The 25,762-nt window shown below is 39.8% G+C and carries 16 protein-coding genes; 11 read left to right on the forward strand and 5 right to left on the reverse strand.

The genetic code is table 11. From position 1 onward, the window contains the following. Positions 1–81: 81 nt before the first annotated feature. On the forward strand, positions 82–720 hold the full coding sequence (locus AAHF87_RS01510; RefSeq protein ID WP_342146525.1) for an outer membrane beta-barrel protein: 639 nt from the start codon (positions 82–84) through the stop codon (positions 718–720). A gap of 151 nt (positions 721–871) precedes the next feature. Continuing rightward, complete coding sequence (locus AAHF87_RS01515) at positions 872–1,477, forward strand: porin family protein (protein WP_342146526.1); 606 nt, start codon at positions 872–874, stop codon at positions 1,475–1,477. A 223-nt stretch (positions 1,478–1,700) separates the two neighbouring features. On the opposite strand, the gene AAHF87_RS01520 is transcribed toward AAHF87_RS01515, so the two are convergent. Both AAHF87_RS01520 and AAHF87_RS01525 read right to left on the reverse strand, forming a co-directional pair. Continuing rightward, a complete protein-coding gene (locus tag AAHF87_RS01520) occupies positions 1,701–8,045 on the reverse strand; it encodes an NB-ARC domain-containing protein (RefSeq protein ID WP_342146527.1) in 6,345 nt (2,114 codons plus the stop codon). Positions 8,046–8,142: 97 nt separating this feature from the next. Then, entirely contained in the window at positions 8,143–9,348 is a 1,206-nt protein-coding gene (locus tag AAHF87_RS01525; protein ID WP_342146528.1) for a hypothetical protein, read from the reverse strand. Between the two features lie 324 nt (positions 9,349–9,672). Between AAHF87_RS01525 and AAHF87_RS01530 the strand changes: the two genes are divergently transcribed. The 4 genes from AAHF87_RS01530 (at position 9,673) to AAHF87_RS01545 (ending at position 13,302) form a co-directional block, all read left to right on the forward strand. Continuing rightward, entirely contained in the window at positions 9,673–10,296 is a 624-nt protein-coding gene (locus AAHF87_RS01530; protein WP_342146529.1) for an outer membrane beta-barrel protein, read from the forward strand. A 396-nt stretch (positions 10,297–10,692) separates the two neighbouring features. Continuing rightward, on the forward strand, positions 10,693–11,391 hold the full coding sequence (locus tag AAHF87_RS01535; RefSeq protein WP_342146530.1) for an outer membrane beta-barrel protein: 699 nt from the start codon (positions 10,693–10,695) through the stop codon (positions 11,389–11,391). A 191-nt stretch (positions 11,392–11,582) separates the two neighbouring features. Continuing rightward, positions 11,583–12,299 (forward strand): outer membrane beta-barrel protein, encoded by a 717-nt coding sequence (locus AAHF87_RS01540; protein WP_342146531.1) that lies wholly within the window; start codon positions 11,583–11,585, stop codon positions 12,297–12,299. A gap of 319 nt (positions 12,300–12,618) precedes the next feature. Beyond that, positions 12,619–13,302, forward strand: a complete 684-nt coding sequence (locus AAHF87_RS01545) for an outer membrane beta-barrel protein (RefSeq protein WP_342146532.1) — start codon at positions 12,619–12,621, stop codon at positions 13,300–13,302. A gap of 231 nt (positions 13,303–13,533) precedes the next feature. On the opposite strand, the gene uvrA is transcribed toward AAHF87_RS01545, so the two are convergent. After that, entirely contained in the window at positions 13,534–16,404 is a 2,871-nt protein-coding gene (uvrA, locus tag AAHF87_RS01550; RefSeq protein WP_342147856.1) for an excinuclease ABC subunit UvrA, read from the reverse strand. Positions 16,405–16,591: 187 nt separating this feature from the next. Between uvrA and ssb the strand changes: the two genes are divergently transcribed. From ssb to AAHF87_RS01565, 3 genes are all read left to right on the forward strand, one after another. Then, positions 16,592–17,062, forward strand: a complete 471-nt coding sequence (gene ssb, locus AAHF87_RS01555) for a single-stranded DNA-binding protein (protein ID WP_342146534.1) — start codon at positions 16,592–16,594, stop codon at positions 17,060–17,062. A gap of 439 nt (positions 17,063–17,501) precedes the next feature. Then, entirely contained in the window at positions 17,502–17,852 is a 351-nt protein-coding gene (locus tag AAHF87_RS01560) for a BON domain-containing protein (protein ID WP_342146535.1), read from the forward strand. Between the two features lie 82 nt (positions 17,853–17,934). Then, positions 17,935–19,977, forward strand: a complete 2,043-nt coding sequence (locus AAHF87_RS01565) for a reprolysin-like metallopeptidase (protein ID WP_342146537.1) — start codon at positions 17,935–17,937, stop codon at positions 19,975–19,977. A 139-nt stretch (positions 19,978–20,116) separates the two neighbouring features. On the opposite strand, the gene AAHF87_RS01570 is transcribed toward AAHF87_RS01565, so the two are convergent. Continuing rightward, positions 20,117–21,967 carry a transglycosylase SLT domain-containing protein gene (locus AAHF87_RS01570; protein WP_342146539.1) on the reverse strand — a complete coding sequence of 617 codons (1,851 nt, stop codon included), beginning with the start codon at positions 21,965–21,967 and terminating at the stop codon, positions 20,117–20,119. A gap of 26 nt (positions 21,968–21,993) precedes the next feature. Here AAHF87_RS01570 and AAHF87_RS01575 point away from each other — a divergent pair, with 26 nt between their 5' ends. Beyond that, complete coding sequence (locus tag AAHF87_RS01575) at positions 21,994–23,190, forward strand: DNA recombination protein RmuC (protein ID WP_342146541.1); 1,197 nt, start codon at positions 21,994–21,996, stop codon at positions 23,188–23,190. Between the two features lie 273 nt (positions 23,191–23,463). On the opposite strand, the gene AAHF87_RS01580 is transcribed toward AAHF87_RS01575, so the two are convergent. Continuing rightward, positions 23,464–23,688 (reverse strand): DUF378 domain-containing protein, encoded by a 225-nt coding sequence (locus AAHF87_RS01580; protein ID WP_342146543.1) that lies wholly within the window; start codon positions 23,686–23,688, stop codon positions 23,464–23,466. Between the two features lie 306 nt (positions 23,689–23,994). Here AAHF87_RS01580 and AAHF87_RS01585 point away from each other — a divergent pair, with 306 nt between their 5' ends. Beyond that, complete coding sequence (locus AAHF87_RS01585; protein ID WP_342146545.1) at positions 23,995–25,665, forward strand: hypothetical protein; 1,671 nt, start codon at positions 23,995–23,997, stop codon at positions 25,663–25,665. Positions 25,666–25,762 lie beyond the last annotated feature (97 nt).

Consider the following 25,762-nt stretch of genomic DNA (forward strand, 5'->3'; position numbering starts at 1 on the left):
AATGTAGTTGCCTGCTATCTGCAAAACATACGTTTTTTGCTAAACTATTTTTAACTCGTTAAACTTTTATTAGGAAGCATTATGCTAAAAAGAAGTACAAGTGCCTTAGTGCTGGCTAGCGCTATTGTCAGTATGACACAAACCGTGCACGCTGAAATGCCAGGTTTTTATGCGGGTGCTCAGCTTGGTTACGCATATAATCATATCAATACCACTGATTTAGTAACGGTAAATAACGCGACGTCGCCGGTAGACTTACCTGGACTGAATAATATTTTGTTAACCTATCGTCTTAGTTTTGGTTATCAATTTGATCAATATTGGGCGATGGAATTTGGTTATCGTCATTTTAATAACTCCGACATGTCCATCGGTACTACTAACTACATTGCCCAGGCATCGACTAAATCCAGTGCATTTGATTTAACGGCAAAAGGCATACTTCCAGTCACGTCTAAATTAGCACTTTACGCAAAATTAGGTATGGCTTATCTACGACCAAACTCACAAGGATCGATACTTACCACTCCTCCTTATAACGGAACCATGAATAGCTACGCCAAAACTTTAGAACCGACGTTTGGTTTAGGTATCAGTTATGCACTTAAACCAAATGTTCCCGTCGAATTTTCTTGGAACCGTATCCAAAAAATGGGTGGGTCTAATCACGCACCGAGCAGTGATTTTTATTCACTCGGCGTGTCGTATTATTTCGGATAGTACCACTTACTCGTCATTGCGAGCACCGTAGGTGCGTGGCAATCCACTCCTTAAAATTCATCGCAAAACTCAGGATAAATTGACATTAATTCCTATTAACGATTAAATAGTTACTGTTAATAATAATATTTCCGTGGAGAAAATAATAACAATGCTAAAAAAATTACTCATTACCAGTGTTTTAACCGCCAGTGCCTGCGCGGTAATGAATGCGAATGCTGCACTTCCTGTGGGTTTGTATGTGAGTGGTCAAGCTGGTTATGCGGACACACACATGAAATCACGTCTATCATCACAGACTGGAATCGCCTTAGCCAATGACGGGCTGGCTGGTCGCATTGCGCTGGGTTATAAAGTCACACCGAATTTTGGTTTAGAACTGGGTTACTTACAATTATCTGAAGGAAAATCTAAATCTTCTGCAGACACTACTTTATATAATAAACAACATGCCATTGACGTCGCTGCCAAAGGCATGTTACCGATTACATCGAATGTAAATATCTACGGAAAAATAGGCGTAGCTTATTTAACGACTGAATTAAAAGAAGATACTGGTCCTATTTCTATCGATCGCAATCAAACTGAAGGTATTGCTAAACACAAGTGGGCACCTGAAGTGGCTATCGGTATGGGTTATGACATCACACCTAACGTGACTGTCGACACCTCACTCACGCATATCCAGCCGATGGGAAGTAACCGTCCAGGTAACATCGATTTCTTGGCTGTCGGTATCGGCTATAACTTTGGTTAAACCTACGCTTAACTAGTTAACTTAGCTTAGCTAGTTAAGCTTCTTTTGATATTAAAACTCAGCACAGTAAAAAATAGCTCGTCATGGCGAGGCCAAAACGCCAGTGAGGCCGTGGCAATTTATGGATTGCCACGCACCTTCGATGCTCGCAATGACGTAAATATTACGTGCGCGCAATGACGATTAAAATTTTACTTGTCGCAATGACGAAACATGCTTTATTTCAATTCAATCCAAAACCACGAGCATTAACTTCTATAAACTTAGTACGTGGTAATCTAAAGGTCTTGGCTTTTGCTACTTCTATCTTTCTTTCGGTTTTTGCATGCTGCTTAGCGGTTTGTTTAGACATGGGTGGTCGATATTTTTCCCGAGTTGACGTGCGCATGAATATATTGAAAGCAAACAACGTAGCGGTAACATCTGGAGCAGCGCTAACACGTGATAAGGGCTCTCGTGGCTGCTGATGAGTGCCATCTTGCTGCTTGATGAGTCTTGTGCTTATAGGATGAACTTTTGCGATAAGCGGCTTATTGGTAGGTTGTTTATCGATTAAGTGTTTAATCGGACGATAAGTATTGCTTAACTTTTTATCATTAGCTTTCGGCGTAAATAAATTTGTCTGAGGATAAGAAACTTCCGCCGCTCGGGCTTGGTTGTTCTGTAGGTGCTGCTTAGAACGATGCGACGCTATCGATTTTACTCTGTCTTGCGGACGGTGAAGTTGCGCATTATGCGAATGTGAATACGTAGGCTTTTTTTCAGTAACAGCAAACTTGCTTGCTCCAGAATCAGCTAATTGATGTGTAGCTTTCTGGTTTTTCTGAATTTTTTTATGCGAATTACTGGCTTTACCCAATCGATCCTCATATTTATCGATATAGTGATCGGCGATGTTGTCAATAGATGCATTTGCTAGGGTTTGTTGATTATTCGTATACCGCTTCTGCCGTGACGATCGACTGGAATTGTTATGTGAAACATTGCTGTAAGTCTGATCCAAATATTTTTCGCTTATATCGGCAAAACTGCTAGCCTGATTAATTTTTTCGACGTAATTTTTCAATAGTATTTCCTGATCAAGTAATGTCAACGTTGCAGATAATACCTTTTCTTGCATTTCTGCTCGTTGATAAAATTGACTAAAAATAATCGTACACAGATCACGCGGTGTCGTATTACTATTAAATGCATTACTTAACATCAAATCAGTATCATTATTGCGTATAAAACTAAACAGTCCGATTTTTTTAAGAAAAATAAGCTCAGACTCTTTTTCTATATCGGTAGGGGTTATGACTATAATTTCTTTGTCATTACCGAAAACTAAAGGTGAACGCTCCAAACCCCAATGATCATTATTAAAAATAATATTCATAGGATTATGCTTATTATGTAAGATAATATTCAGATTCTGATACCAGTTATCGACTAAGCTATTTTTTAATCTGACCGTAGCAATAGGCCAAGTCGTCATCAAACGCGTGCAACGCTTCGATATCAGATAATAGTGTGCATTCAAGGTAATAACTAAGTCCTGCTCATGCTGGGATACACTCAGTGAAATCTCCTGTTGAGGACACTCTTGTTTGGCTTGTTTTAACACCCGGCGTAAATCCAAAGTATCGGTGCGATCTTCATGCACTTTGTATAATGTGATTTCTGGGATAGGAAATCTGTCAGGAGTCGGCGCCGCGCTAATGACATAAACATTTTCGGCGCCATTGCCCATTAAATGGCTTTTAGCCCCAGCATTATTATAGAGAATTTGATGTTTTTCATGTCCAATCAATACCGTTTCATTCTGCTGGAGTCGGATCGATAGTGCCATGTTAAGACGCCGAGCTATCGCTGGGTAATCCCTCACGATTTCCTCGATGGTTTTATTACTACGCAGCTGCGCGTAGCTGGTATTTCTATCTAGTAGCTTGATTTCTGCATCCTGAAAAACGTAATACGCATTAATCGGACATTCTGGATAATGCATTTTTTTATCATGAAATAAGCTGAGATTTTTAAAAGGATCCAAAATAATGAGATTGAAGGATTTATTCTGAAATAAAAGATTAAAAGTAATGTTGCTAGCTTGAAGGATAATAGCATTCAGATCATCAAGTGAAAAATCAAAATAAAATCGATGCGAAGTAGGGTCTGTAAATAGCAGCTGAACATGAGTTTCACCGGTTTCGTCATGTGGAATCCTATAATTAGCCGACTCTAGACGATCACTCGATCCAAACGCATGGACCACCGCGTTATTTCTTAATACGATTTTGGGATTTTTGCTGGATTTGTCGGTAATGTAGATGTGATCCCGATGATCATTATTTTCACCGCCAAAACTGTCCAGGTACTCTAGTTTTTCAGTGATGTAAATAATATCTTGCTTATTCTTTCTCCCATCGATTTGCTGGATATTATCTATTTGCAGTCCGTTCCCACACTGTTGTCCGATGAGGCTCTCGCTTTTGTTTTTTCCACAGACAACTCTTTGATTATCGAGCAATACATAACCACTACTATTTTGATAAAAGTTCTCTAAGCTGATTTTATTATGGTTCCCTGCTCCACCCTTCAGCCTTCCTAAAATAGCATTCCCTTGCAACAAGAATAGATCAGCGACATTGCCACCCTGGTAGTTTATAGCGCCATTATTCACTAGAAAAATATTAGGGGTATCGGCTAAGCCTATGACTGTGTGATTACCCGCATCCAGTGAAATGAGTGTGTAATTTTCTGTTCTATTTAGCTTATATTCTATACCTAGCGCATTTTTACAAAGATACATCGACATTTCATTATCTTTGCCCATGAAAGGAGGATACGGAACAATGGGAACCCATAGATTTGACCTTGAAAAAGGCTCCGCTTTTTTACCGAATAAACAAAATAAGTTTACTTCGCGCTGATCATCGGGCATGGTTTCATTTAAGCTTAGCTGAATTTTTTTATCTAAAAAAACCTCACTCGATCCCCCTTCCATGGAAAAAATAATGCGTTTAATTTCTTTATGTTTTTTTAAAAAATCTACCGCGCTTTGTACACGTTGATTATTAGTTGCCTTAGCTTCAATGTAAGCCGAAGGAGCAAAATGAAAAAAAGCACGCACCTCTTGAATAATTTTTTCTTTTTCGCTGAGATGCACATATTTTTCAATGGTTGTCATTTGATTTTTTACATGGACAACATCCGAGCCTAGCCAGACTAATGCACCTATCCCTTCTCCTAAGGGTCCGGTAAACGCTGATACACCTTCTATAACATCAAAATACTCGGCGGCTTCGACCCCCGATACAAGTCCATCAATGCTGACTATGACTCCATTAGAAATGAGTCCAGGTAATACCTGCTTATTTCCGGCCTTATATTCTTCTATTTGATTTTTTAAATTATACGCAAAAAAAACCGATACCCCTCGAGCAAGAAAAGGTGAGGCCACTTTCATGCTGCTCCCTAAAAACCGTCTTTTTCCAGCTGTGATCACCTCTTCATTGGTTAATATACTAAGTGCCAGCTTGCCGTTTAGCGATGCTTGACGCACTAACAAGTCAGCCGACGTTAATATTTCACCCTGGGTTAATAATTCATTCGAAACTTCACCCAATATCGTACTACTTGAAAGTAAAGCAAAATTAAACGCTACCGTGCGTAAATCACCTTGGAGTAGTGCGGATAAAGTATCTTTGGTAAATAAGCTTGAAGAGACCAACTTGGCGACTTGGCTAACTTTTTGTAGGTGCTGTTTAATGCGCTGATATTGCACCTGCTTTCCGCTGGTTTCTTGCTCCTTCCCGGAACGCAAACAACGGGCATCGATGGTTCTTTTTTTTCTTTTTTCAAAAGATGCACAATCCATTTCTTGAGAAGGAAACATTTTCTCCTCAAATTCATAAACTAACCGAACTGCGTCCAATTGTCTCGCTCTTTCCTCTTTAATAGGTGACATGCGACCCAGTCGATAATGTTTATCGGAAATTTCGTATTTATATTCTAAAATTTTTCTGATGTCTTGCTTAGTAATGATTTCTTGCTCGAGTCGCTCTTCTATATAATTCATCGTACTCGTTAGAAGCAGTAGAAAGGGATATCGAGTGTAAACAAACAAAGCTTCGCCGATAAACTTAAGATACTCATCTCGGCTATAGATCATATACGCCGTATCCAATAAATAAAGCAAACGTGAAGCATCAAACTCAGAATAGGTAATGATATCTAAAATCCTTTTTCGAGCGGCGCGCAGCTTTAATGCTTCTGCTAACTCGACATGTTGATTCATGTGTAATAAAAAATGCAGATAATGAAATTCTATTTCCTTACCTGCCGAAAAACCTTCGGTTAACTTCAGAATTTTTTTTACTGTTTCTAAAAATGCAGCTTCATTCTTCTCTAAGTTAATACGTGTGACTTTCTGCACTAATCGATGAATCGTGGATTTATCTTGTTGACTGCCTTCACTAATCATTGAATAGCTTTTTAGTAGATGAATGGCGAATGCCAATTTTTCACTCTGTTCTAAAGGAATAAAAAAATTATTCGCAATATCATCAGGACATATGTACGCCATAATATTCAAAATTTCTAAAGCTTTTTCGCCAGCGGATCGATCCTGCCTAATTTTATCGAGTGTTATTTGCCAAGTCGTAAACACCGTTCTGGCATAGGGGTCATTACTGTAGCTTGCAAAATCGAAATTCAGTATTTCTAAACCTTTTGCTTTATACAATTCTAGATAATCTAGGATTCCAAATTGAATATTGACATTACTTTGGATATTAATATAGGCAATGGCTTGCTGTAAGGCTAACGGCAATCCTTGCAATACGCCGGTTAATTCTTTGATTTTTTCATCTTGAGATTGATCTTCTGCCGCTATATTTAATGCTGATTTGATTAACTCTTTACCCTCCTCTTCAGTGAGGACATTAAGTGTGGTTACACTTGCTATATTTCCCCAATTCCTATAGCGGGAAGTGATCAAGATTGCCGGCTTATTACCCAGCAATGACTTAGGTAAAAAATTTTCAAATTCTCTATAATTCTCTACGTTATCAAAAATAAATAAGCTTTTCCCGGTAGAAAAATACGCATAAACTTCTTCTAAAATCTCTTCTATGTCTTTTGAATTACCATACCTATCTTTCCTTTCAATAGTTAATTTAACAGCCAATTTTCTGATTGAATTGGCAAGATCACCTTTAGTTTCAGCATTGATCCATAGCACATTGTTATCATAATCGGCGGCATAGGTTTCAGCATAACGTAAAGCCAGTTGAGTTTTTCCTATTCCGCCTAAACCACTGACAGAAGCCTGAATAGCGTTAGAAGATTTATCGCCTGAGCTAGCGGAATTTACCGACAACCCTGACATCGCTTGTGCAATAACGGCAGTATTTCGAGTAGATAATAAAGCCTTATGTAATTCTGCTAATACTTTTTTTCTACCAACAAAATTAGTCACTGGTTTTCTTAAATCAAAGAGTACCGGGTCCTTGGTGATGACGGGTTCGACTCTCTGTGATGCGATAATAGGATAGCGATTTTTAATTTTATCCAGTATGCGCTTAGATGCTTGCGGAATAGCAGCAACCTGTAAAAAATATTCATGTCTTCTTAAGTTATATTGAAAAATTGTTTCTGAACGAGGAAATATTTCTTGTTGATATTCGCCTTGCAAGGATACTTTTAACTCTCCATTAACTTGCTTTTCCCAACTAAAAAGACGTCGGTAAGCATATTCTGCACTATCTGCTGAGATATTTTTTTTATAAAACTTTTTTGCCTCACTGCCGGTATTAACGACGAGCCCGACTTTTTCATATACATTGACGGTATTGACATTTTTTCCGAAAGTATCTTGTAAAATACTACCAGAAATCCTGATTCGAACATTTTTAATACTCGGATCAAAAAATTTTTCTGATTTACCTAATATCACCGCTTTGGTTATTAACTCATGAGTGATATCGGGATTATCGTTTGCGTTTTCTGCAATATAATTCAGTGCCCTGGCTGCCGCGTCTTCGGCTAATTTCTCCATGGCCATCTTGTCGCCGGCTTCATCAGTAAGCTGCATAAATTGACTTTCAAAACTGTAGAAAATTTCAACCGCCGCTTCTGCTAATACTGAACTTAAATCACCTTGCGCTATGTTTTGCAGGTTTTTAGTGATTTTTTGCGCTTTTTCTTTGGAAAGATAATAATGACTGCTCAGTGAACGCACTGAAGCGACTATTGAAGGTAGCGAGCCTAATAGACTTTGCGATACACCCATACCAACTAATGCCGCGGTTGCTCCGGTTTTTAATTCTGCCTTCAACGCTTCAACGGTTAATCTTTCTCCTTTTGCCGTTATATGATAGATAATCAGTCGTTTGCTAAACTCATTAATAAAGCTAATTACAAATGTCTCGAGGCGTGCTGTTACTTCTTCTTCCTTCGACTCAATTCTTATTTTTTTTTGCTCAGGTTCATTGCGTTTGGATCTTGATAACGTAAATTGCTGACTTCTATCTGCAGGTTGTAATGTAAAATTATTAGGTGCAGTTTCTAGTTCAATTATTTTCACCATGGTTCTAAATCCTTGTTAAAATAGTGTGCGCATGAACCTATTTTACCGTTAGCAAAACCCCAAGTTGGGGTTTTGCGTAGGGGTACGGGTATTCTAATTAAGGTGCAGAATTAACTTTCGGCGCTACATCCTCAACCGCTGACGTGCAATTTGCCGGTGTTACCGAAAAAAAACGCGTACTCGAAGTCATAGCTTGCGTTTCTATCTGCTCCTCGCTCGCTAAAATATCCTTTTCTATCTGCTCCATGTTTAATTTCTTTTTTAACTGCGCGGCGTAATCTTTAATGTTTTTTCGCAATTCATTTTCACTACAAATTTTAGATAAATGTATCAATTCCTGCCAAATCTCTGGAGTAATTAATTCTTCAGGCATTTCCTCGAGTGCTAATAACCATGTAAGATTTTTTTCTGCGGAAATCAACATAAAATTTTCTTGTGTTAAGATTCCAATTTTTTCTAAACATTTGATGATGCGATGCAATGGATAAGGAATAGAAAATTTAGCAAAAATCTCACGGTTAGCTAAGGTATTTAACCCGGCTTTATCTAAATTGACTAAGATATGCGTGACGGGGATGATCAATGCTCCGGAATAGGTCAGAATAAACTGTTGATTCTCTAACGTTAAGGTATCCGTATGTTTAAGATAGATTAAACTTTTAGCCAAAAAATTAGCATGATTACTCTGCAAAATCGCGTCGATATGCGTTTGCGTCAACATACCTTCTACACATAATTTACTTAACGCTATAAAACGATCCTCATTAAAAATGATTTCATCAGCATCGGTATTCTCAAGATTTATGTCCTGCGTGCCATTATCATTAAGCTTAATTTTTTGATAAACCTTATTTAACAGCTGAAAATATTCCAACATTTTTTCAGCATTGCTTCGTTTATCTAGTTGCTCTATGCTTAATTTTGAAAAATGTTCTGGAAATTGTTGATAACCGGCTTTACTACAAGTCGCAAATCCAGAATATTTTGTCGGTATCGGATGACTTCGCAGCTTAGCCAAGCGACGGACTTGACCAACATTTAAGGCACAAAAATTTTGATAATTAATATGCGCCCACGCTACATAGGATGCCTTTTCAGGTGTCACCGGATAATCGGATAGAAAGATACGATTGATATTAAATAAATCTTGATTAGATAATAAATCTTTATGCATTTTTAGAGATTTTAAATACTCATCGGTAGCGCGTATTGCAGGATGTTCGGTTCGTCTTATTTTTTTTAAGATACCTTTATTGCGATGATAGTGATTAATTACTTCAGTGACATGTTGGATGTTAAGCATAAATCTTCCTTAATTTATGAGTATTGATTAAGATAAAAAGTTTTTTAATGGTTAGTCATACTGAGTCGATACCCCTCCTTTTTAACCTAATTTTCTTTACTGCGTGGTTAGCTTAACTCAAACCATAAAAAAAGAAAGTTTCATATAAAAATTAATTATTTTTTCTCAAAAATAAAAAAATAAACTAAGCAATGTGAAAGAAAATTTTTTTTACGACCTAAAAGTTGACAATAAAACAATCTGATTGTTTAATAGTTGTTCGTTTGACTAGTTAAACTCTTCAGGAGAATAATAACAATGTTTAAAAAAGTTCTAAGTACCACTGTGTTAACTGTTTCCGTATTAGGTGCAATGGCTGCTAATGCCGCAGCACCCGGCGTGTATGTTACCGGCCAAGTCGGTTATGCTGACACGCATATGGATAGCAAAACTGATTTCTCTAAGTATGTCGCTCCAAATACAAAGGACAAAAACCTATCAAATAACGGTTTAGCCGGTCGTATTGCGATAGGTTACCAATTTAACCAAAACTTTGCTGTTGAAGCTGGTTATCTGCAATCAGGTCAAAAGAAGGTCAATATTGACGGATTAAATCCTTTACAAACATCAGTAAAATTACAACAAAATGCGATTGATTTTGTGGGTAAAGGTATCATTCCTCTTAGTAATAACATCAATGTTTACGGTAAGCTCGGTGTTGCTTATGTAACTAGCAATATTGAAGGAACAATTAAAGCTGGTGGAATTCCTACCATTAATGTTGATTTAAATGATTTAGCTCACGTTGCTAAACACAAATGGGCGCCCGAAGCGGCCGTCGGTGTTAGCTACGACATCACACCAAACGTATCTGTAGATACTTCATGGACACACATCCAACCTTTAGGAAGCAATAAACCCGGTAACATTGATTTTGTTGCTGTCGGTCTTGGCTACAACTTCGGTTAAACATTCGTTTAAACCAGAAAATCAAAAACCCCTTTTTTAAGGGGTTTTTCTTTCTTAGATAAGCTTGTCTTTGCAAGCGTTAAGTAACAACCCCGCCTTTCGAGCTTAAAAAAACAACACCTCCGTCATTGCAAGCTAAAAAAAACAGTGCCCTCATTGCGAGCGCCGCAGGCGCGCGGCAATCCACAAGAAATATGCAGCGATAGACGGTCGCATTCATCTTCTAGATTAAAAATGCTTATTTTTAAGGTTTTTCAGAAAATGTAGTCAAATAGATGACAATATTAGGTCTATTTTCGCCTACTATTCATATAAACATATTGATAATTTTTTGACCAAATGCTATACAGGATCCTCAGTTTAACTAGTTAAGCTTATAAAGAGGAAAATAATAATATGTTTAAACGAATAATTGCAGCAAGCGTACTCGGTGTTTCGGCGCTCGGTATGATGACTGCTAATGCGACAACGAATGGAGTATATGTGACAGGTCAATTAGGTTATGCCCAAACGGGTAATCAGTTCAAAGCTGCCAAAGACCTTTCTGATGTCACTATTGGTAAGGCTAAAAGCTCTGCTAAAGGCTTAGCCGGTCGTATCGCAATAGGTTATCAATTCACTCCGCATTGGGCGGCTGAATTAGGTTACCTGCAATTAGGCCAACAAAAGTCTAATTTCAGCACTATCGACACCATGACCACTACCGGAATGTCTCCGATTATAATCCATGGTGAACCGCAACCTATGAGTATTACGACCAGTACGACGGTCACTCAGAAGGTTACCATTAACCAACATGCTTTTGACATCGTAGGTAAAGGTATTTATCCGATTAATGATAAATTCAATGTCTATGCAAAAGCAGGTATGGCTTACTTAGTCACCACTGTAAAAGGTGATAAGGTCGATGGACAATCCATTATGGCTCCGATTGCTAAACACAACTGGGCGCCTGAAGCAGGACTAGGTTTCACCTATAACGTGACTTCGAACGTGTTCATTGATACCTCCATTACGCATATTCAACCGATGGGTAAAAACAAGCCTAACAGCATAAACTTTGCTGCGGTCGGTATTGGTTACAGCTTCGGTTAATCCCTCGCTTTAAACCAAACTGTTTGTTGAAAAACCCCTATTCTAGGGGTTTTTTTTGGCCTAAAAGCTGTTTTTCGGCCAATTTAGCCTGATATATCAATTTTACTGATAATAAAGTTGACAACTATTTATTCAAGTGATAAATATCTAGCCTGTTTAACTAGTTAAATACTTACGAGGAAAATAATAATATGATTAAAAGAATAATCGCAGTGAGCGTATTAGGCGTTTCGGCGCTCGGTATGATGGCTGCCAATGCAACATCGAATGGTGTCTATGTAACCGGACAAGTGGGCTACGCAGCACACAGAATGGTTACCAGTGCACAAGGCTTTCAATCCATTCAACCCATGTTTAACGGCTATGTTAATGCTCAGTCGGATGTAGGCTTTGGAAAGCCTAAAACTTCTGGAAAAAACCTAATGGGCCGGTTAGCAATTGGTTATCAATTCACACCTAATTGGGCAGTGGAATTAGGTTATTTACAATTAAGTAAAGAAAATTCTACTATTAACATCACCAACGCTATTACAGCCGAAGTTTATCCTTACCCAGTTATTACGAAAACATCAACTCAAGCGGTTACGCTTAAGCAACATGCTTTCGATGTGGTAGGTAAAGGTATTATTCCTATTAATGATAAATTCAATGTCTATGCGAAAGCGGGTATGGCTTATGTAGTCAGCAGCGTAAGTGGAGATAGTGCCAAAATAAATGGAAAAGCTGTCTCAGTGATTGCTCCGATTGCTAAACACAACTGGGCACCTGAAGCAGGGCTAGGTTTCACCTATAACGTGACTTCTAACGTGTTTATCGATACCTCCTTTACGCATATTCAACCTATCGGCAAAAATAAGCCGGCAAACATTGACTTTGCGACGGTTGGTCTTGGTTACAGCTTCGGTTAATTCCTTAGTTTAAACCACATCTGGTATGTTAAAAAACCCCTGTTCTAGGGGTTTTTTTTTAGATTGCCGCGCGCTCCGCGCTCGCAATGACGAAAAGGAAGCTAGGTGCGCGCAATGACGTCAATATTTTTGGTGCGCACAATGACGGGAAAAAAACGTCATGGCGAGCTCACAAAGTGAGCGTGGCCATCCATAGTAACGAATTAAACATTACCCAACTTATTCATTGCATGGATAAGAAAGTTGACAATTATTTATACTAATGATAAATAAGGCACTGTTTAACTAGTAAAACAATCCATTTGAGGAAAATAATAATATGTTTAAACAAATCATGACGGCTACCGTATTAGGTGTTTCGGCACTGGGTATGATGGCTGCTAACGCAACCACTAATGGCGTTTACGTCACTGGTCAATTAGGTTATGCTAAAAATAAGACTGGTTTAAATTCTAACCCTATTACATCAAAGGGAAAGCAAATCTATGATGTTAATAAGGATCTTTCTGCAACTGGCAGAAATTTAGCCGGTCGTTTAGCGATTGGTTACCAATTTACGCCAAACTGGGCCGTGGAAATGGGTTACCTACAACTCGGCAAAAAGAAGTTTGACGGCATCCTTTACTCCCCTGTTAAAGGATACACAGGTTCAACAGTAATTAACGGTCAATACAACATTTCACAAAGTGCTATCGACTTGGTCGGTAAAGGTATTTATCCGATTAATGACAAGTTCAATGTGTATGGCAAATTAGGTGTGGCTTATGTCACCACGACTGTTGATGGTAAATATGATACCAACTATCATACTAATCTCATCAACAATAACCAAACCGCTATTGCTAAGCACAAATGGGCTCCAGAAGCAGCAGTTGGTGTTAGTTACGACATCACGCCTAACATGTTTGTTGATACTTCATGGACTCATATCCAACCTTTAGGAAAAAACAAGCCAGGCAATATTGATTTTGTTGCTGTCGGCCTCGGTTACAGCTTCGGTTAATTCCTTAGTTTAAACCACATCTGGTATGTTAAAAAACCCCTGTTCTAGGGGTTTTTTTTAGCTAATCGGCGTCTTTTGCTCTAGTTCTCTAGATTGCCGCGCGCCTGCGGCGCTCGCAATGACAGTCAATACTTTTTATAGCATTCGAGAGAGTCAATACTTTTAGCACTCGCAAGAGGAATAGACGCTCCGTCATGGCGAGCGAATGTTCATTCGCGTGGCCATCCATCATTAACCGTGACGGCTACCATTCTCGCTGGATAAACTACGTTTCCCTAATAAGGGTTTTAAATATTGACCGGTATAAGAAGTCGGTTGCTTCGCGACTTGTTCGGGTGTGCCGACACACACAATCTCGCCACCTTTACTCCCCCCTTCTGGGCCCAGATCAATAATCCAATCCGCAGTTTTGATTACATCGAGATTATGTTCGATCACCACCACGGTATTACCCCGCTCACGTAGCCGATATAACACCTTCAATAACTGTTCAATGTCGTAAAAATGCAAACCGGTGGTAGGTTCATCCAGAATATACAAAGTACGACCGGTATCGCGTTTACTGAGTTCTTTGGCTAGCTTGACGCGTTGGGCTTCGCCCCCAGATAAAGTAGGGGCACTCTGACCCAGGTGTAAATAACCGAGTCCTACTTCAATCAAGGTATGTAATTTTCGCGCCAGCACCGGCACTGGATTAAAAAACTCATGCGCTGCCTCTACGGTCATTTCTAGGATTTGATAAATATTTTTGCCTTTATAACGTATCTCTAAGGTCTCACGATTATAACGCTGACCTTTACACACATCGCATTGCACATACACATCGGCTAAGAAATGCATTTCTACTTTAAGTACGCCATCCCCTTCACAGGCTTCACAACGCCCGCCCTTCACGTTAAAACTAAAGCGTCCGGTGCTGTAACCGCGGGAACGGGCTTCAGGCGTGGCGGCAAATAATTCGCGTATCGGTGTAAACAAACCGATATACGTAGCAGGATTGGAACGCGGTGTACGTCCGATAGGACTTTGATCAATATCGATCACTTTATCTAATTGCTCTAAGCCGATAATGGACTGATACGGTGCCGCTTGTGGCAAAACAGCTGCATTTAATTTTTTAGCTGCGAGTGGATATAAGGTGTCATTAATCAGCGTGGACTTTCCTGAACCTGACACACCGGTGATACAAGTCATTAAACCCAGCGGAATTTCGACATCGATATCTCTTAAGTTATTACCGCTCGCACCCGATAATTTAATCACATGATTTTTATCGAATTTGAGTCGTTTTTTAGGACATTCGATGCGTCGCTCACCGGATAGATATTGACCGGTGAGCGAATTTGGGTTACGCATAATTGCGGCGGGCGAACCTTGCGCAATCACACGGCCGCCATGCACGCCCGCACCCGGCCCCATATCGATAACATAATCCGCGTGTCGAATTGCTTCTTCATCGTGTTCGACGACAATCACGGTATTGCCTAAGTCACGCAACCTCAGCAAGGTACTTAGCAAGCGACCGTTATCACGCTGATGTAAGCCTATCGATGGCTCATCGAGGATATACATCACACCTACTAAACCTGAACCGATTTGACTGGCTAAACGTATCCGCTGCGACTCACCGCCGGATAAGGTATCGGCACTCCTATCCAGCGACAGATAATTTAATCCCACATCAATTAAAAAATTTAAACGATCGATGATTTCTTTTTGTAAACGCAACGCAATCTTGGCGCGTTGGCCGGACAAATTTAATTTTTCAAATAATTCTTTTAATTTATCGAGTGGTAAAGCCACCCAATCGGTAATGGCTTTATCGTCAATAAAAACATGCCGTGCCGCTACATTAAGCCGTGTACCCTGGCAACGGGTACACGGCTTGGATGCTAAATAACGCGCTAAATCTTCACGTACCGAATCCGATTCGGTTTCTTGATAACGGCGTTGCATGACGGGAATCACGCCTTCAAAAGGTTTTTTCTTATTGTAGACATAGCCTTTCTCACTCTCGTAATGAAACTTTATTTCTTCCTTACCACTGCCATATAAAATAATTTTCTGAATATTCTCTGGCAGCGCATTAAAAGGCGTGTCTAAAGAAAAACGGTAATGCTTCGCTAAAGTTGATAACAACAAAGAATAATAAGGATTTTGCGCATCCCAACCGCGGATAGCACCGCGCGCGATACTTAACTCTGGTTGCGGTATCACCTTATCCGCATCGAAAATCATTTCATGACCTAAACCATCGCATTGCGGACAAGCACCCGCCGGGTTATTAAAAGAAAATAAACGTGGCTCTAACTCGCTAATACTATAACCACACTCCGGACAAGCAAAACGTTCAGAAAAAACCAATTCTTGCTTAGTTTTTCCTGTCGCATCTTGTATGATCACCGTTACCAAGCCTTCACTCAAGGACGTCGCAGTGGCTAAGGATTCACTCAGGCGTAAACGATTGTCGGGTTTTATTTTCAGTCTATCGACGACCACATCAATGTTATGTTTTTGTTTAGGCTTTAAAGGCGGCGCTTGATCCAATTCGAGGAATTCGCCATCAATGCGCGCGCGTAAGTAACCTTGGCTACGTAATTCATCTAACAAAGGTTTAAATTCACCTTTGCGTCCTTGTACCTTCGGCGCCAAAATAAGTATGCGCGTCTCATGCGGCAAGGCCATCAATGTATCAACCATCTGACTAATACTTTGCGCGGCTAAGCTAATGTTATGCGTAGGACAACGCGGCTCACCTATTCGGGCAAATAATACGCGTAAATAATCATAAATTTCAGTGACCGTACCCACCGTCGAGCGTGGATTATGTGAGGTTGATTTTTGATCAATCGCAATCGCCGGAGAAAGTCCTTCGATGTGATCGACGTCGGGTTTCTCCATCATGGAAAGAAATTGCCGCGCATAAGACGACAAAGATTCCACATAACGACGCTGACCTTCGGCATATAAAGTATCAAAGGCTAACGAAGATTTACCCGAACCGGACAATCCAGTCACCACAATTAATTGATCACGTGGAATATCCAGATCAATATTCTGTAAATTATGGGTGCGAGCACCACGAATGCGAATTGTATCCATAGATAAACATGAAAGTTCTGGTGCAAAAGCTAAAAATTTTATCAGCTCTTGTGGAAACCACACACTATAACCTTGAAAATAACGAAAAGAAACCTCTAAAAAACTCCTTTTTATTGCTTTCTTTTTTGCGCGACAAGATTTAGAATTCAAGGTTAGCTGTTCTGATTTTGTTACGGGAGTACTTAACATGGCCAAAGGCATTAACAAGGTTATTTTAATCGGCAACTTGGGTGCTGATCCAGAAATGCGTCATATGCCGAATGGCACCGCGGTTGCTAATGTTAACCTTGCCACCAGCGAAAGCTGGAAAGATAAAAATACCGGGGAGCTACAAGAGCGCACCGAATGGCACCGCGTGGTTTTTTATCAACGCCTAGCCGAGATTGTTGCTGAATATTTAAAAAAAGGTTCTAAAGTGTATGTTGAAGGCCGTTTACAAACACGCAAATGGCAAGATAAAACCTCTGGTCAAGATCGATACACTACCGAGATCATTGCTAATGAAATGCAAATGCTAGACAGCCGCGGTGGCAGCGCAAGCAGTGATACACCCTCCTTTACACCACAGAATATTGCCTCCGCTGGGCGATCCAAACGTGAAGCCAACCCACAACCGGAAATGGCCAGCGAAGCGTTTGATGACGATATTCCTTTTTAACGCATCATTTCGCAACCTATTATTCAGCGAGTATCCGTCGTCTCATTGCCAGCGACGTAGAAAACCTTCGTCATTGCGAGCGCGCAGCGCGTGGCAATCTAAGTAAAATACTTAGGTGCTAATATTTTTATTATTTGTATATTTTATGTACAGATCCTATGCCGATTAAAAGTGAGATTACTTGATTTATCTGCCGACTTGACTAATCTTTTTATAGGGAACAACTATTCTCAAAATAGAAGAGTGCAAATCTAAGGGGGGATTGTGAAATATTTAATTGCTTGGTTATTAGGCATACCTATTGCTGTATTGTTACTTATCTGGTTATTCAGTCATCTATTTTAAAATCTACTCCATAGAACAAAATTTTTACACTCAAAATGATCCAAGTTCTATACTCACCGCAATGAGTATATTTTCAAGTAGGAGTATTCATACTATGAAAGCAAAGTTATTTGTTATCTTAGGCTTAATCGCATTACCTATGGTAGCTACCATAGCCATGAGCAGTCATCGCGCTATGCAACAAGAAACCACGGGTCAATATGTTGATAGCAGCGTCATAACCTTAAAAGTAAAATCTAAATTATTGGCCGACCCCGATGTAAAAGGTCTTGCCATTTCCGTCATGAGCTATAAAGGTCAAGTCAAACTCGGCGGCTTTGCAAATAGTTGGGCACAAAAGCAAAAAGCCGGCATGCTCGCTAGACAAGTTGAAGGCGTCACCGGCGTAACCAACAATATCGTCGTTAAAAAAATAGTACGTTCTAATACTTATCCTGCTAAATAAAAAAGCATAAAGAGCTGTTAGAGCTGTTATTGTAAGAAAAACAAGGTTAATATCCTTGTTTTTCTTATATTATAATAACGCTATGCCTTACCGAATGCTTTCCCCGTCTATTCTAAAAAAATGCTCCGTCGGCTTATTGGCTATGCTGCTAGCGAGTACGAGTCATGCCTCTGTGCAAAATTTTTGGCAAGATATGCAGAGTGAAACACCATTAAACTTAGCCACAGAAAAACCGCAACCCGCTTATTATCGCATCATTAGTTTAAATGATGCGTCTTTAAATGCTTTGCGTCAGGATCTGACCAGAAAAAAAACAACAGAACTATTATTACCTTTACCCGAAGGTGACTTCTCATTATTTACTGTCTCTGATGCCCATACGATGCCACTAGAACTGGCAAAACGTTATCCTAGCATCCTCAGTCTAAAAGGTTTTGATAAAGAAGGACGACGTTTACGCTTAGATATTTCTCAACAAGGCTTACAGGCGATGGTGTTTGATACGACCGGTAATTGGCTAATACAGTCGGTTGGAAATAAGTTTAACCATAATCAAGCTTACCAAAGTTTTCGACTCGAAGCCCTACATAGCGGTAATGCACGCTTGCGCGAAAAATTAACGGCTAAACCCAACGCCGCTCCATTGGTGACTAAACCACACTTGATTAATGATAATCTCCATCGCGAATATCGGATTGCGATTGCCATGAACAGTGATTACGCCAAAAAATACGGCGCTACTATTGAAGGAGGGCTGGCAAACGCGGTGCGCACGCTTAATCGCATTAATGAAATTTACGAAACTGACTTTGGCATCCATTTAATCCTAGCCAAAGACAACGATAAAATTATTTTTGCTAATCCCGCCACCGATCCTTATCTAAATTTGGATCCTGATCAGCAGCGCGCAAAAAATATTGCTGTCCTAAACGCAGTCATCGGCCCTAAAAATTTTGATCTCGGTCATTTATTTTCTAGAGCGATTGGTGGTGGAACCAGCAATGGCGTCGTGTGCCTAGCCGCTAACAAAGCTGACGGATCAAGCGGCTCAGCCACTAGCGCTCCTGATGGAAGAACAACCAATCCCCCTGACAAAGATATCAGTGAATCCACGTTTGATTTACTGGCAGCACATGAAATAGGTCACGAATTCAATGCCAATCATACCTTTAATGGCTGCGATCGCGATCCAGACTCTGCATCATCCGCCTACGAACCCGGTAGTGGTTCTACCATTATGAGTTATGCCGGTGAATGTTTTGATGAGTATACGCCTCCCATGCATCAAGACAGTTTGGAAAACCTTCAAGATCACAAAGATCCTTATTTCCATGCTAGCACGATCGCTGAAATAAAGGCTTTTGTGACAGGTCCTGCGAATGTATGCGCCAAAAAACTATCGAACCCTAATCGACCACCGGTGATCGATCCCCGCTCGACTGCGCCATTCGGGAAGCGAATATTAACCATTCCTGCTAATACACCCTTCGTATTGCATGCCTACGCTCGATCAAGTAATCGAAACGCCAAACTCAACTATACGTGGGAGCAAATGGATCTCGGTCCGGCACAACCAATAAAAACACCATTACGAGATGATGGACTCGGCCCGATCTTCCGTTCGTATCTACCCAATAGCAGTGGTGAACGCATCTTTCCACGTTTAGACGCGGTGCTCGGCAAACAAGCATTAGGTTTAGGTGAAGTTTATCCAAGCACGACGCGAAAACTACATTTTCGTTTGACGGTACGTGATAATCTCCAAGATCAAGCAACCACTGCCCATGCGGATATGTTGATCAATGTATTAAATACCGGATTTATTTTCTCAATCGGACCCGTAAACGCACCCTGGAAAAGTGGCGAAAAAAGATGGGTCAACTGGAATGTCGCGGGAACGAATCATGAACCCATTGCTTGTAAAACGGTACGTATCGATTTATCTACCGATGGTGGATATACGTTTCTTCCCAAAAGCTTAGCCAGCCAGGTTCCTAACCAAGGAAGTTTTGCCATCATCGTACCCAGACTCGCTAAGCCGACTGACTATGCTCGTTTGCGCGTCAGTTGTAATGAAAATCTGTTTTTTGCAGTCTCACCCCATAACTTTAGCATCATAAAATAATGCTAAAAAAAATGGTTACTCACAGCAATGGGATTTTTGACTAGGCGCCGTGAGAATGAAGCAACCGGAATGTATACAAGCTACATGAGGATTGCGAATTGAGCGCCAACACCGTCAAAAATTCAAGTGCGAAGAGTAACTATATTTGACTGTAAATGCTGCGCGCCAGACCCACACTTTTGACATAATCGCGCGTTTCCTTCCAAGGTAAAATTTCTACCCAAACATCTTTCGGTAGACGTTGATACAATCCTTGAAAATGTTTAATCCGATTAGGACCGACATTATAAGAAGCCGTGGCTAAGGTTGCGTTACCATCAAATAATTTTAGTAACTGTCTTAAGTAAGTACTCCCTAAACGAATATTCTGTTCGGGATCAAGCAGATCGAGGCGACGCAAAGCCAGGCCACGCGCGAGCTGTCTACCAGTACTCGGCATAATTTGCATTAATCCCAAGGCCCCGGCACTCGATTTAGCATTCCACATAAAAGCACTTTCTTGGCGCATTATTGCCCAAACCCACGCCGAGTTTAAATGGGTTTTACGCGCTGCCGCCAACACTGAGCGTCGGTAAGCGAAGGGGAAGCGTAATTGAATGTCATTGTGAATATTTGCTTTGCTGGCGCCGACAATCGCTAAATCGTACCAACCCCATTGCTTAGCTAATTGCGCAGCCGCTTGGCGTTCTGGCAGACTCAAACTATCTAAGGCCCACAACCATTCCTGGCGCGCTTCACCGACAAAACCTAACGCCAGCAATTCTTTAGCACGTTGTATTGCAAGATTATTTCCCAGCGCTTGCCGATCACCCAAAACCTTATGCGTAGTGGGATGATAATTTAACTTTAAACGTTGGCTAGCTAGCACACCATAATAATCAACTTCTTTCGCTAGGCTTGCGTAAATACTCTTCGCCGCCGCGGTTTGCTTAGTCTCAGCGAGTGCCCGCGCCCGCCAATAGCGCCAACAAGCGGATTGCTGTTCTTTGCGCGATAAATGATCTAACCAAAAAAGCACCTTATCCCATTGTCCATTAAGTAAACTATTACGTACACGCCATTCGCGTAAGATTGCATCGGCATAAGCCGGTTTAATTTTTTTTAACCAATCTCCCGCCGCACTATGCCCACGCCTAGCTAAACTGACGGCTAAATCCGCCAATATCGGTTGTCTTTCTGCTTCATTTAAGCCATATGCGCTACTTAATTGCGGCCAATCTTCTACTAATGCTATTGGATCTTTATTCGCCAAACGTTTCATACCGAACAATAAAATTTTTCGATCAATAGTATTATCGGGATCAAACTGATGACTATGCTCGATTAATAATGGATGACGTTGTACTTGATACCAACGTTTAACCTGTTGACGTTGTACGGGCGGTAAGAATTGGGCGACATGTTGGATCACATGCGTGTTATTTTTACGCATCGCCTGATCTAATTTCTTCCAAATTAAATCGGTACTTAATCCTCCGGATTGCTCCCAACGGGCAAACACCTTACGACATACACTCGGTGGCGAATTAACTTCTAACCAAAGTGCAGCGATTTTTTTATACGCTAAGGATTTTTGTTGCGTCGCTAATAAAGATTGCAGGTAACTACACTGTAATGGTGTACCATAAATAGGTTGATAATAATGGGCGAAGTGTTGCCAATCTTGTTTTTTAGCCAAATAAGCTAACCAATCAGCGCGTAACTTAACGGCTAACGGTGTATCATTATAGGTTTGTAAAAACTCATCAATTTCAGCACTATTGGCATAAGCCCATTGTTGTTTCAATTTGATAAAAATTAAATAAGGATATAGAGGATAATCTTTTAGTTTAACTTTTAAAGCAGAAAACTGTGGATAATGTTTATTCATTATCAGTTGTCTGGCCTGCCAAAATAGTTTGCGTTGTTGATTTCTATCCTCAGCGTGGACTAAACATGGCCAGGTTAATAGTAAACTTATGATCAATACGGTAGTTTTTATAGTCCCCATAGTATTCTAAGAGTAGGAAAAATTTTATGCCCCTCTATTTTATATATATCACTTTAGCACTGCTTACCAGCTTAATCGCTTTTACGCTGTTGCATTTTTATAAATTAGAACGTCAACATGACAAATTGATCCAAATGGAAAGCCGTTGGACAGATATCAATCGTTTATTGAATCAACTGCATGATGCACGCGTTCTCGATCAACGACATACTGCCGCGAATAAAGAACAACTATTACTCGAACTCAATACCTATCGACAACAATTTGATCAACATCAACTTAATAGTTTAAAACTGTTACAAGATAGTTTGCAGCAGGGTTTGCAACATATCAGTTCACGTATGGATAAATTAACCGAAAATACACAAGAAAAATTACTTGCCATTAGCGGTCAAGTCGAAAAACGTTTATTTGACGGCTTTGCACAAACTACCGCCACGTTTACTGATGTAGTAAAACGACTCGCATTGATAGATGAAGCACAAAAACGCATCACCGAACTTTCCACAAATGTAGTCAATCTACAACATATTCTTGCTGACAAACGCTCGCGCGGTGTTTTTGGTGAAGTACAACTCAATGCCTTGATCGAAAATGTCTTGCCCGCCAAAAATTACAGTTTGCAACACACCTTGAGTAACGGCAAACGTGTGGATTGTCTGTTATTGCTCCCCGCACCCACTGGCAGCATCGCCATCGATGCTAAATTTCCCTTAGAAGGCTTTCGAAAATTAACCGAAATCGATTTGCCAAAAAGTGAACAACGCGCAGCCGCGGCACAATTTCGCCAAGATATCCGCCATCATATTCAAGCGGTGGCCAGCAAATATATTATTCCCGGTGAAACGTCTGAAGGTGCTTTATTATTTATTCCCGCTGAAGCCATTTTTGCCGAAATTCATGCCCATTATTATGACCTCGTTGAAGAAGCGCAGCGCCAGCGTGTGTGGTTGGTCTCGCCGACGACGATGATGGCCGTGCTCACAACTACTAACGCTATTTTAAAGGATGCCGCGACGCGCGAACAGATTCATTTGATACAGGAACATTTAAGTGTCTTAGCCAAGGATTTTTCACGGTTCAAAGTACGCATGGATCAGTTATTCCGCCATATTCAGCAAGCCTATACCGATATTCAAGACGCTAAAACGTCGGCGGATAAAATCACCTCACGCTTTGAAAAAATAGAAAAGGTCGAATTAAGTGCTACTCTGGTGGAATAGGACTTTGAGCAGACAAACTTTAACCGGCCATACCGAACACATGTTTAGATTGCCACGCACCTACGGTGTTCGCAATGACGATTTACATTTTAGTATCGGCGAATAATATATTTATTGGTTATGGGATAAACTTTATGAAACCCCAAAAAACCACGACATAAGCACGTGTTCATACAATTCCTGGCATTTTCGGTTAAATTTTAGAGGATTTTTATTAAAAAAATAGTATCCCCCCGTACGAGACGGGAGGTATTTTGATAAGCTGAGCAGAATTTAAGGTACTGAAATATTCTTTTTGCAACAACTTATTGCACGTACCAGTACATAAATAGCACATAAACCAATGATAATATAAATAATTCTAGCAATTGGACTGTAATCTCCAAAGATTCCAGTAACTAAATCAAAATGGAATAAACCGACTAAACCCCAGTTCAAACCACCGATAAATAAGATGACGAGTGCAATCCAATCTAAAACGCTCGGACTTTTGAACATAAATACTCCTTTATTTAAGCAAGTGAAACTCACGTAACACACTAAACGTCTTATTTTTGGCTCATTTGACAGTAATACCCCCTTACTGTAGCTCAAAAATTTAAGATAAACAAATTTCCAACCGACATGTCTTTTTTTAACTCGACTCTAGCTTGGTAAAAAAATTAATTCATTATCGTGATTTGCTGAATATAGTCTATAAAAGCTTTCTCTAAATATAGTTCAATTCTTCGCTTTCTTAATAGTTTGTTAAGAATAATTATTTAACATAGTAGTATTTTTCTAACCGCGATTAAGGAGTAAGTTATGCAAGATAACTGTTATGCCTATGTAATCGATGCAAGTATTGATAAAGGAAAAGATGGAAATTACAGTGAACTACTTGTGTTTGAGTGTCAGCCTCTTCTAAGCTCCAATCTCGGCGGAAGCTCGGAATGGAGTTATAAAAACGCCTTCAAAAAGGCGTTTCCTGATGCGAATATTGCTATCGACATACAGGGAAATAAAACTAACGTAATTGCCGATCAACCACTGCACCGCATATTAATAAAAAATTCTGAGCGAATTTCAACCGCTGAATTTGTTAAAATTAGTCAAGGTAAACATTATAAGCATATCCATACAGGTTCTTTTGAAATCGAGATTGATAACTTAAATAATAAAGTTTATCAACGACTGTATTTACCTGATGAAGTCTCACCCGAATATCGAATTCTGCCGTCAAAAACGGCGACTGAAGCATTAGCAGAAGATATTTTTAATTATTTTAGTGCTAAAGGGATAAATAAAATAGTTTTAAAATCAGCGGTTGGCCATGAAGGGAAAGGGAATATTTTTATTAATGATATCCAGGATAAAGAAGCGCTAAAAATAGGCATCAAAAACATACAGTCCATAAACCAGTACCCATCCGATCCCAATACCAAATACTTTCTAGCTGAAGAGCAAAAAGAATTTATGCGCGTGAGTCGAAAAACCGGCGAACCTAAGCCCGGCCATTTAAGTTATCGTCTGGTGGGCATTGCTAACCAAGACGAAGATATCGGCCATTTTATTGCGAGTAAATCAATTTCACAGGATATAGATTCACACCAACGCGAAAAAATGACTTGTTATTTCGGAATATCCGGAGAAACACGTAACAATAAAGCTGGATGGTCGCTCGAAGCCCGTGGGACCAAAGATAAATATTTTGGTCTAGGCGAAGATAGAATCGAAATCGATCCCAGCTTAATGAAAAGCATTAGCAAACGCATCTACCAACTTTATGCGGACATCAAGACGCTGAACGATGAAACGTTTGAACAACATATTGATAAACTCGTTATACGTAAAAATGCGCTAAGCTCACGAGAAGAAAAAATAACCCACTTTACGATTGAAGCAAAAACAGAAAATGAATTGGTTAACACACCTAATCTTGTTGCTTATTCGAGAGCGGTAACTGCTTATCCTCGATTAGCAGCATTTATTGCCAGTGAGATGGTTAAAACTCACACCGTTGCGTTATCAAACTTAGCGGAACTACCCTACTACAATATTGAAGACATTGAGCCTTTTTTAAATGCTATGCGTAACAAAAAACAGTTTGATGGGTTAAAAACTGCTAATTCCGAACAGCTAAATTATTGTATAGAAGAATACGCATTTCAAGATATGCAAATACCTAAAATAGCTAAGCAATTGCTTGCGAAAATGCGCAATGAGGACCCACAACACACAACACAAACAGAAACCGTTGAATCGCAAGCGGAACCTTGCGAGTATCGATCGCGATTGCAAACTGCTTTCTTTGCTGATAATTCTTTTGGAGAAGCATCGGGAAGCACGAGCTCAAACAATAAAGAAACGGGTAACCTTAACATACCCAAGTCTATATCTAGTCTGGCTGGATTAACTTTATTTGCGCATCCTCAAACCCTAAATGCGGATCAAGAAAATTCAGAAAACCCAAAAAAGCGCGATTATGCAAAATAAATAGTTTAATCTGTATCTTAAAGAATTAACAGCCAGAATTGACTATTGATTGATGCTAATTATTTTTAAAAAATAAGAAATTTTTATTCTTTATAAA

The sequence above is a fragment of the Rickettsiella endosymbiont of Aleochara curtula genome (assembly GCF_964030935.1).
Taxonomy (GTDB): domain Bacteria; phylum Pseudomonadota; class Gammaproteobacteria; order Diplorickettsiales; family Diplorickettsiaceae; genus Aquirickettsiella.

Bases quoted from the DNA above. Each gene is read 5' to 3' on its own strand.
- AAHF87_RS01540 (WP_342146531.1), top strand. From the start codon at position 11,583: ATGATTAAAAGAATAATCGCAGTGAGCGTATTAGGCGTTTCGGCGCTC.
- AAHF87_RS01520 (WP_342146527.1), bottom strand. From the start codon at position 8,045: ATGGTGAAAATAATTGAACTAGAAACTGCACCTAATAATTTTACATTA.
- AAHF87_RS01585 (WP_342146545.1), top strand. From the start codon at position 23,995: ATGCAAGATAACTGTTATGCCTATGTAATCGATGCAAGTATTGATAAA.
- AAHF87_RS01575 (WP_342146541.1), top strand. From the start codon at position 21,994: ATGCCCCTCTATTTTATATATATCACTTTAGCACTGCTTACCAGCTTA.
- AAHF87_RS01535 (WP_342146530.1), top strand. From the start codon at position 10,693: ATGTTTAAACGAATAATTGCAGCAAGCGTACTCGGTGTTTCGGCGCTC.
- AAHF87_RS01580 (WP_342146543.1), bottom strand. From the start codon at position 23,688: ATGTTCAAAAGTCCGAGCGTTTTAGATTGGATTGCACTCGTCATCTTA.
- AAHF87_RS01570 (WP_342146539.1), bottom strand. From the start codon at position 21,967: ATGGGGACTATAAAAACTACCGTATTGATCATAAGTTTACTATTAACC.
- AAHF87_RS01515 (WP_342146526.1), top strand. From the start codon at position 872: ATGCTAAAAAAATTACTCATTACCAGTGTTTTAACCGCCAGTGCCTGC.
- uvrA (WP_342147856.1), bottom strand. From the start codon at position 16,404: ATGGATACAATTCGCATTCGTGGTGCTCGCACCCATAATTTACAGAAT.
- AAHF87_RS01525 (WP_342146528.1), bottom strand. From the start codon at position 9,348: ATGCTTAACATCCAACATGTCACTGAAGTAATTAATCACTATCATCGC.
- ssb (WP_342146534.1), top strand. From the start codon at position 16,592: ATGGCCAAAGGCATTAACAAGGTTATTTTAATCGGCAACTTGGGTGCT.
- AAHF87_RS01510 (WP_342146525.1), top strand. From the start codon at position 82: ATGCTAAAAAGAAGTACAAGTGCCTTAGTGCTGGCTAGCGCTATTGTC.
- AAHF87_RS01565 (WP_342146537.1), top strand. From the start codon at position 17,935: ATGCCTTACCGAATGCTTTCCCCGTCTATTCTAAAAAAATGCTCCGTC.
- AAHF87_RS01560 (WP_342146535.1), top strand. From the start codon at position 17,502: ATGAAAGCAAAGTTATTTGTTATCTTAGGCTTAATCGCATTACCTATG.
- AAHF87_RS01545 (WP_342146532.1), top strand. From the start codon at position 12,619: ATGTTTAAACAAATCATGACGGCTACCGTATTAGGTGTTTCGGCACTG.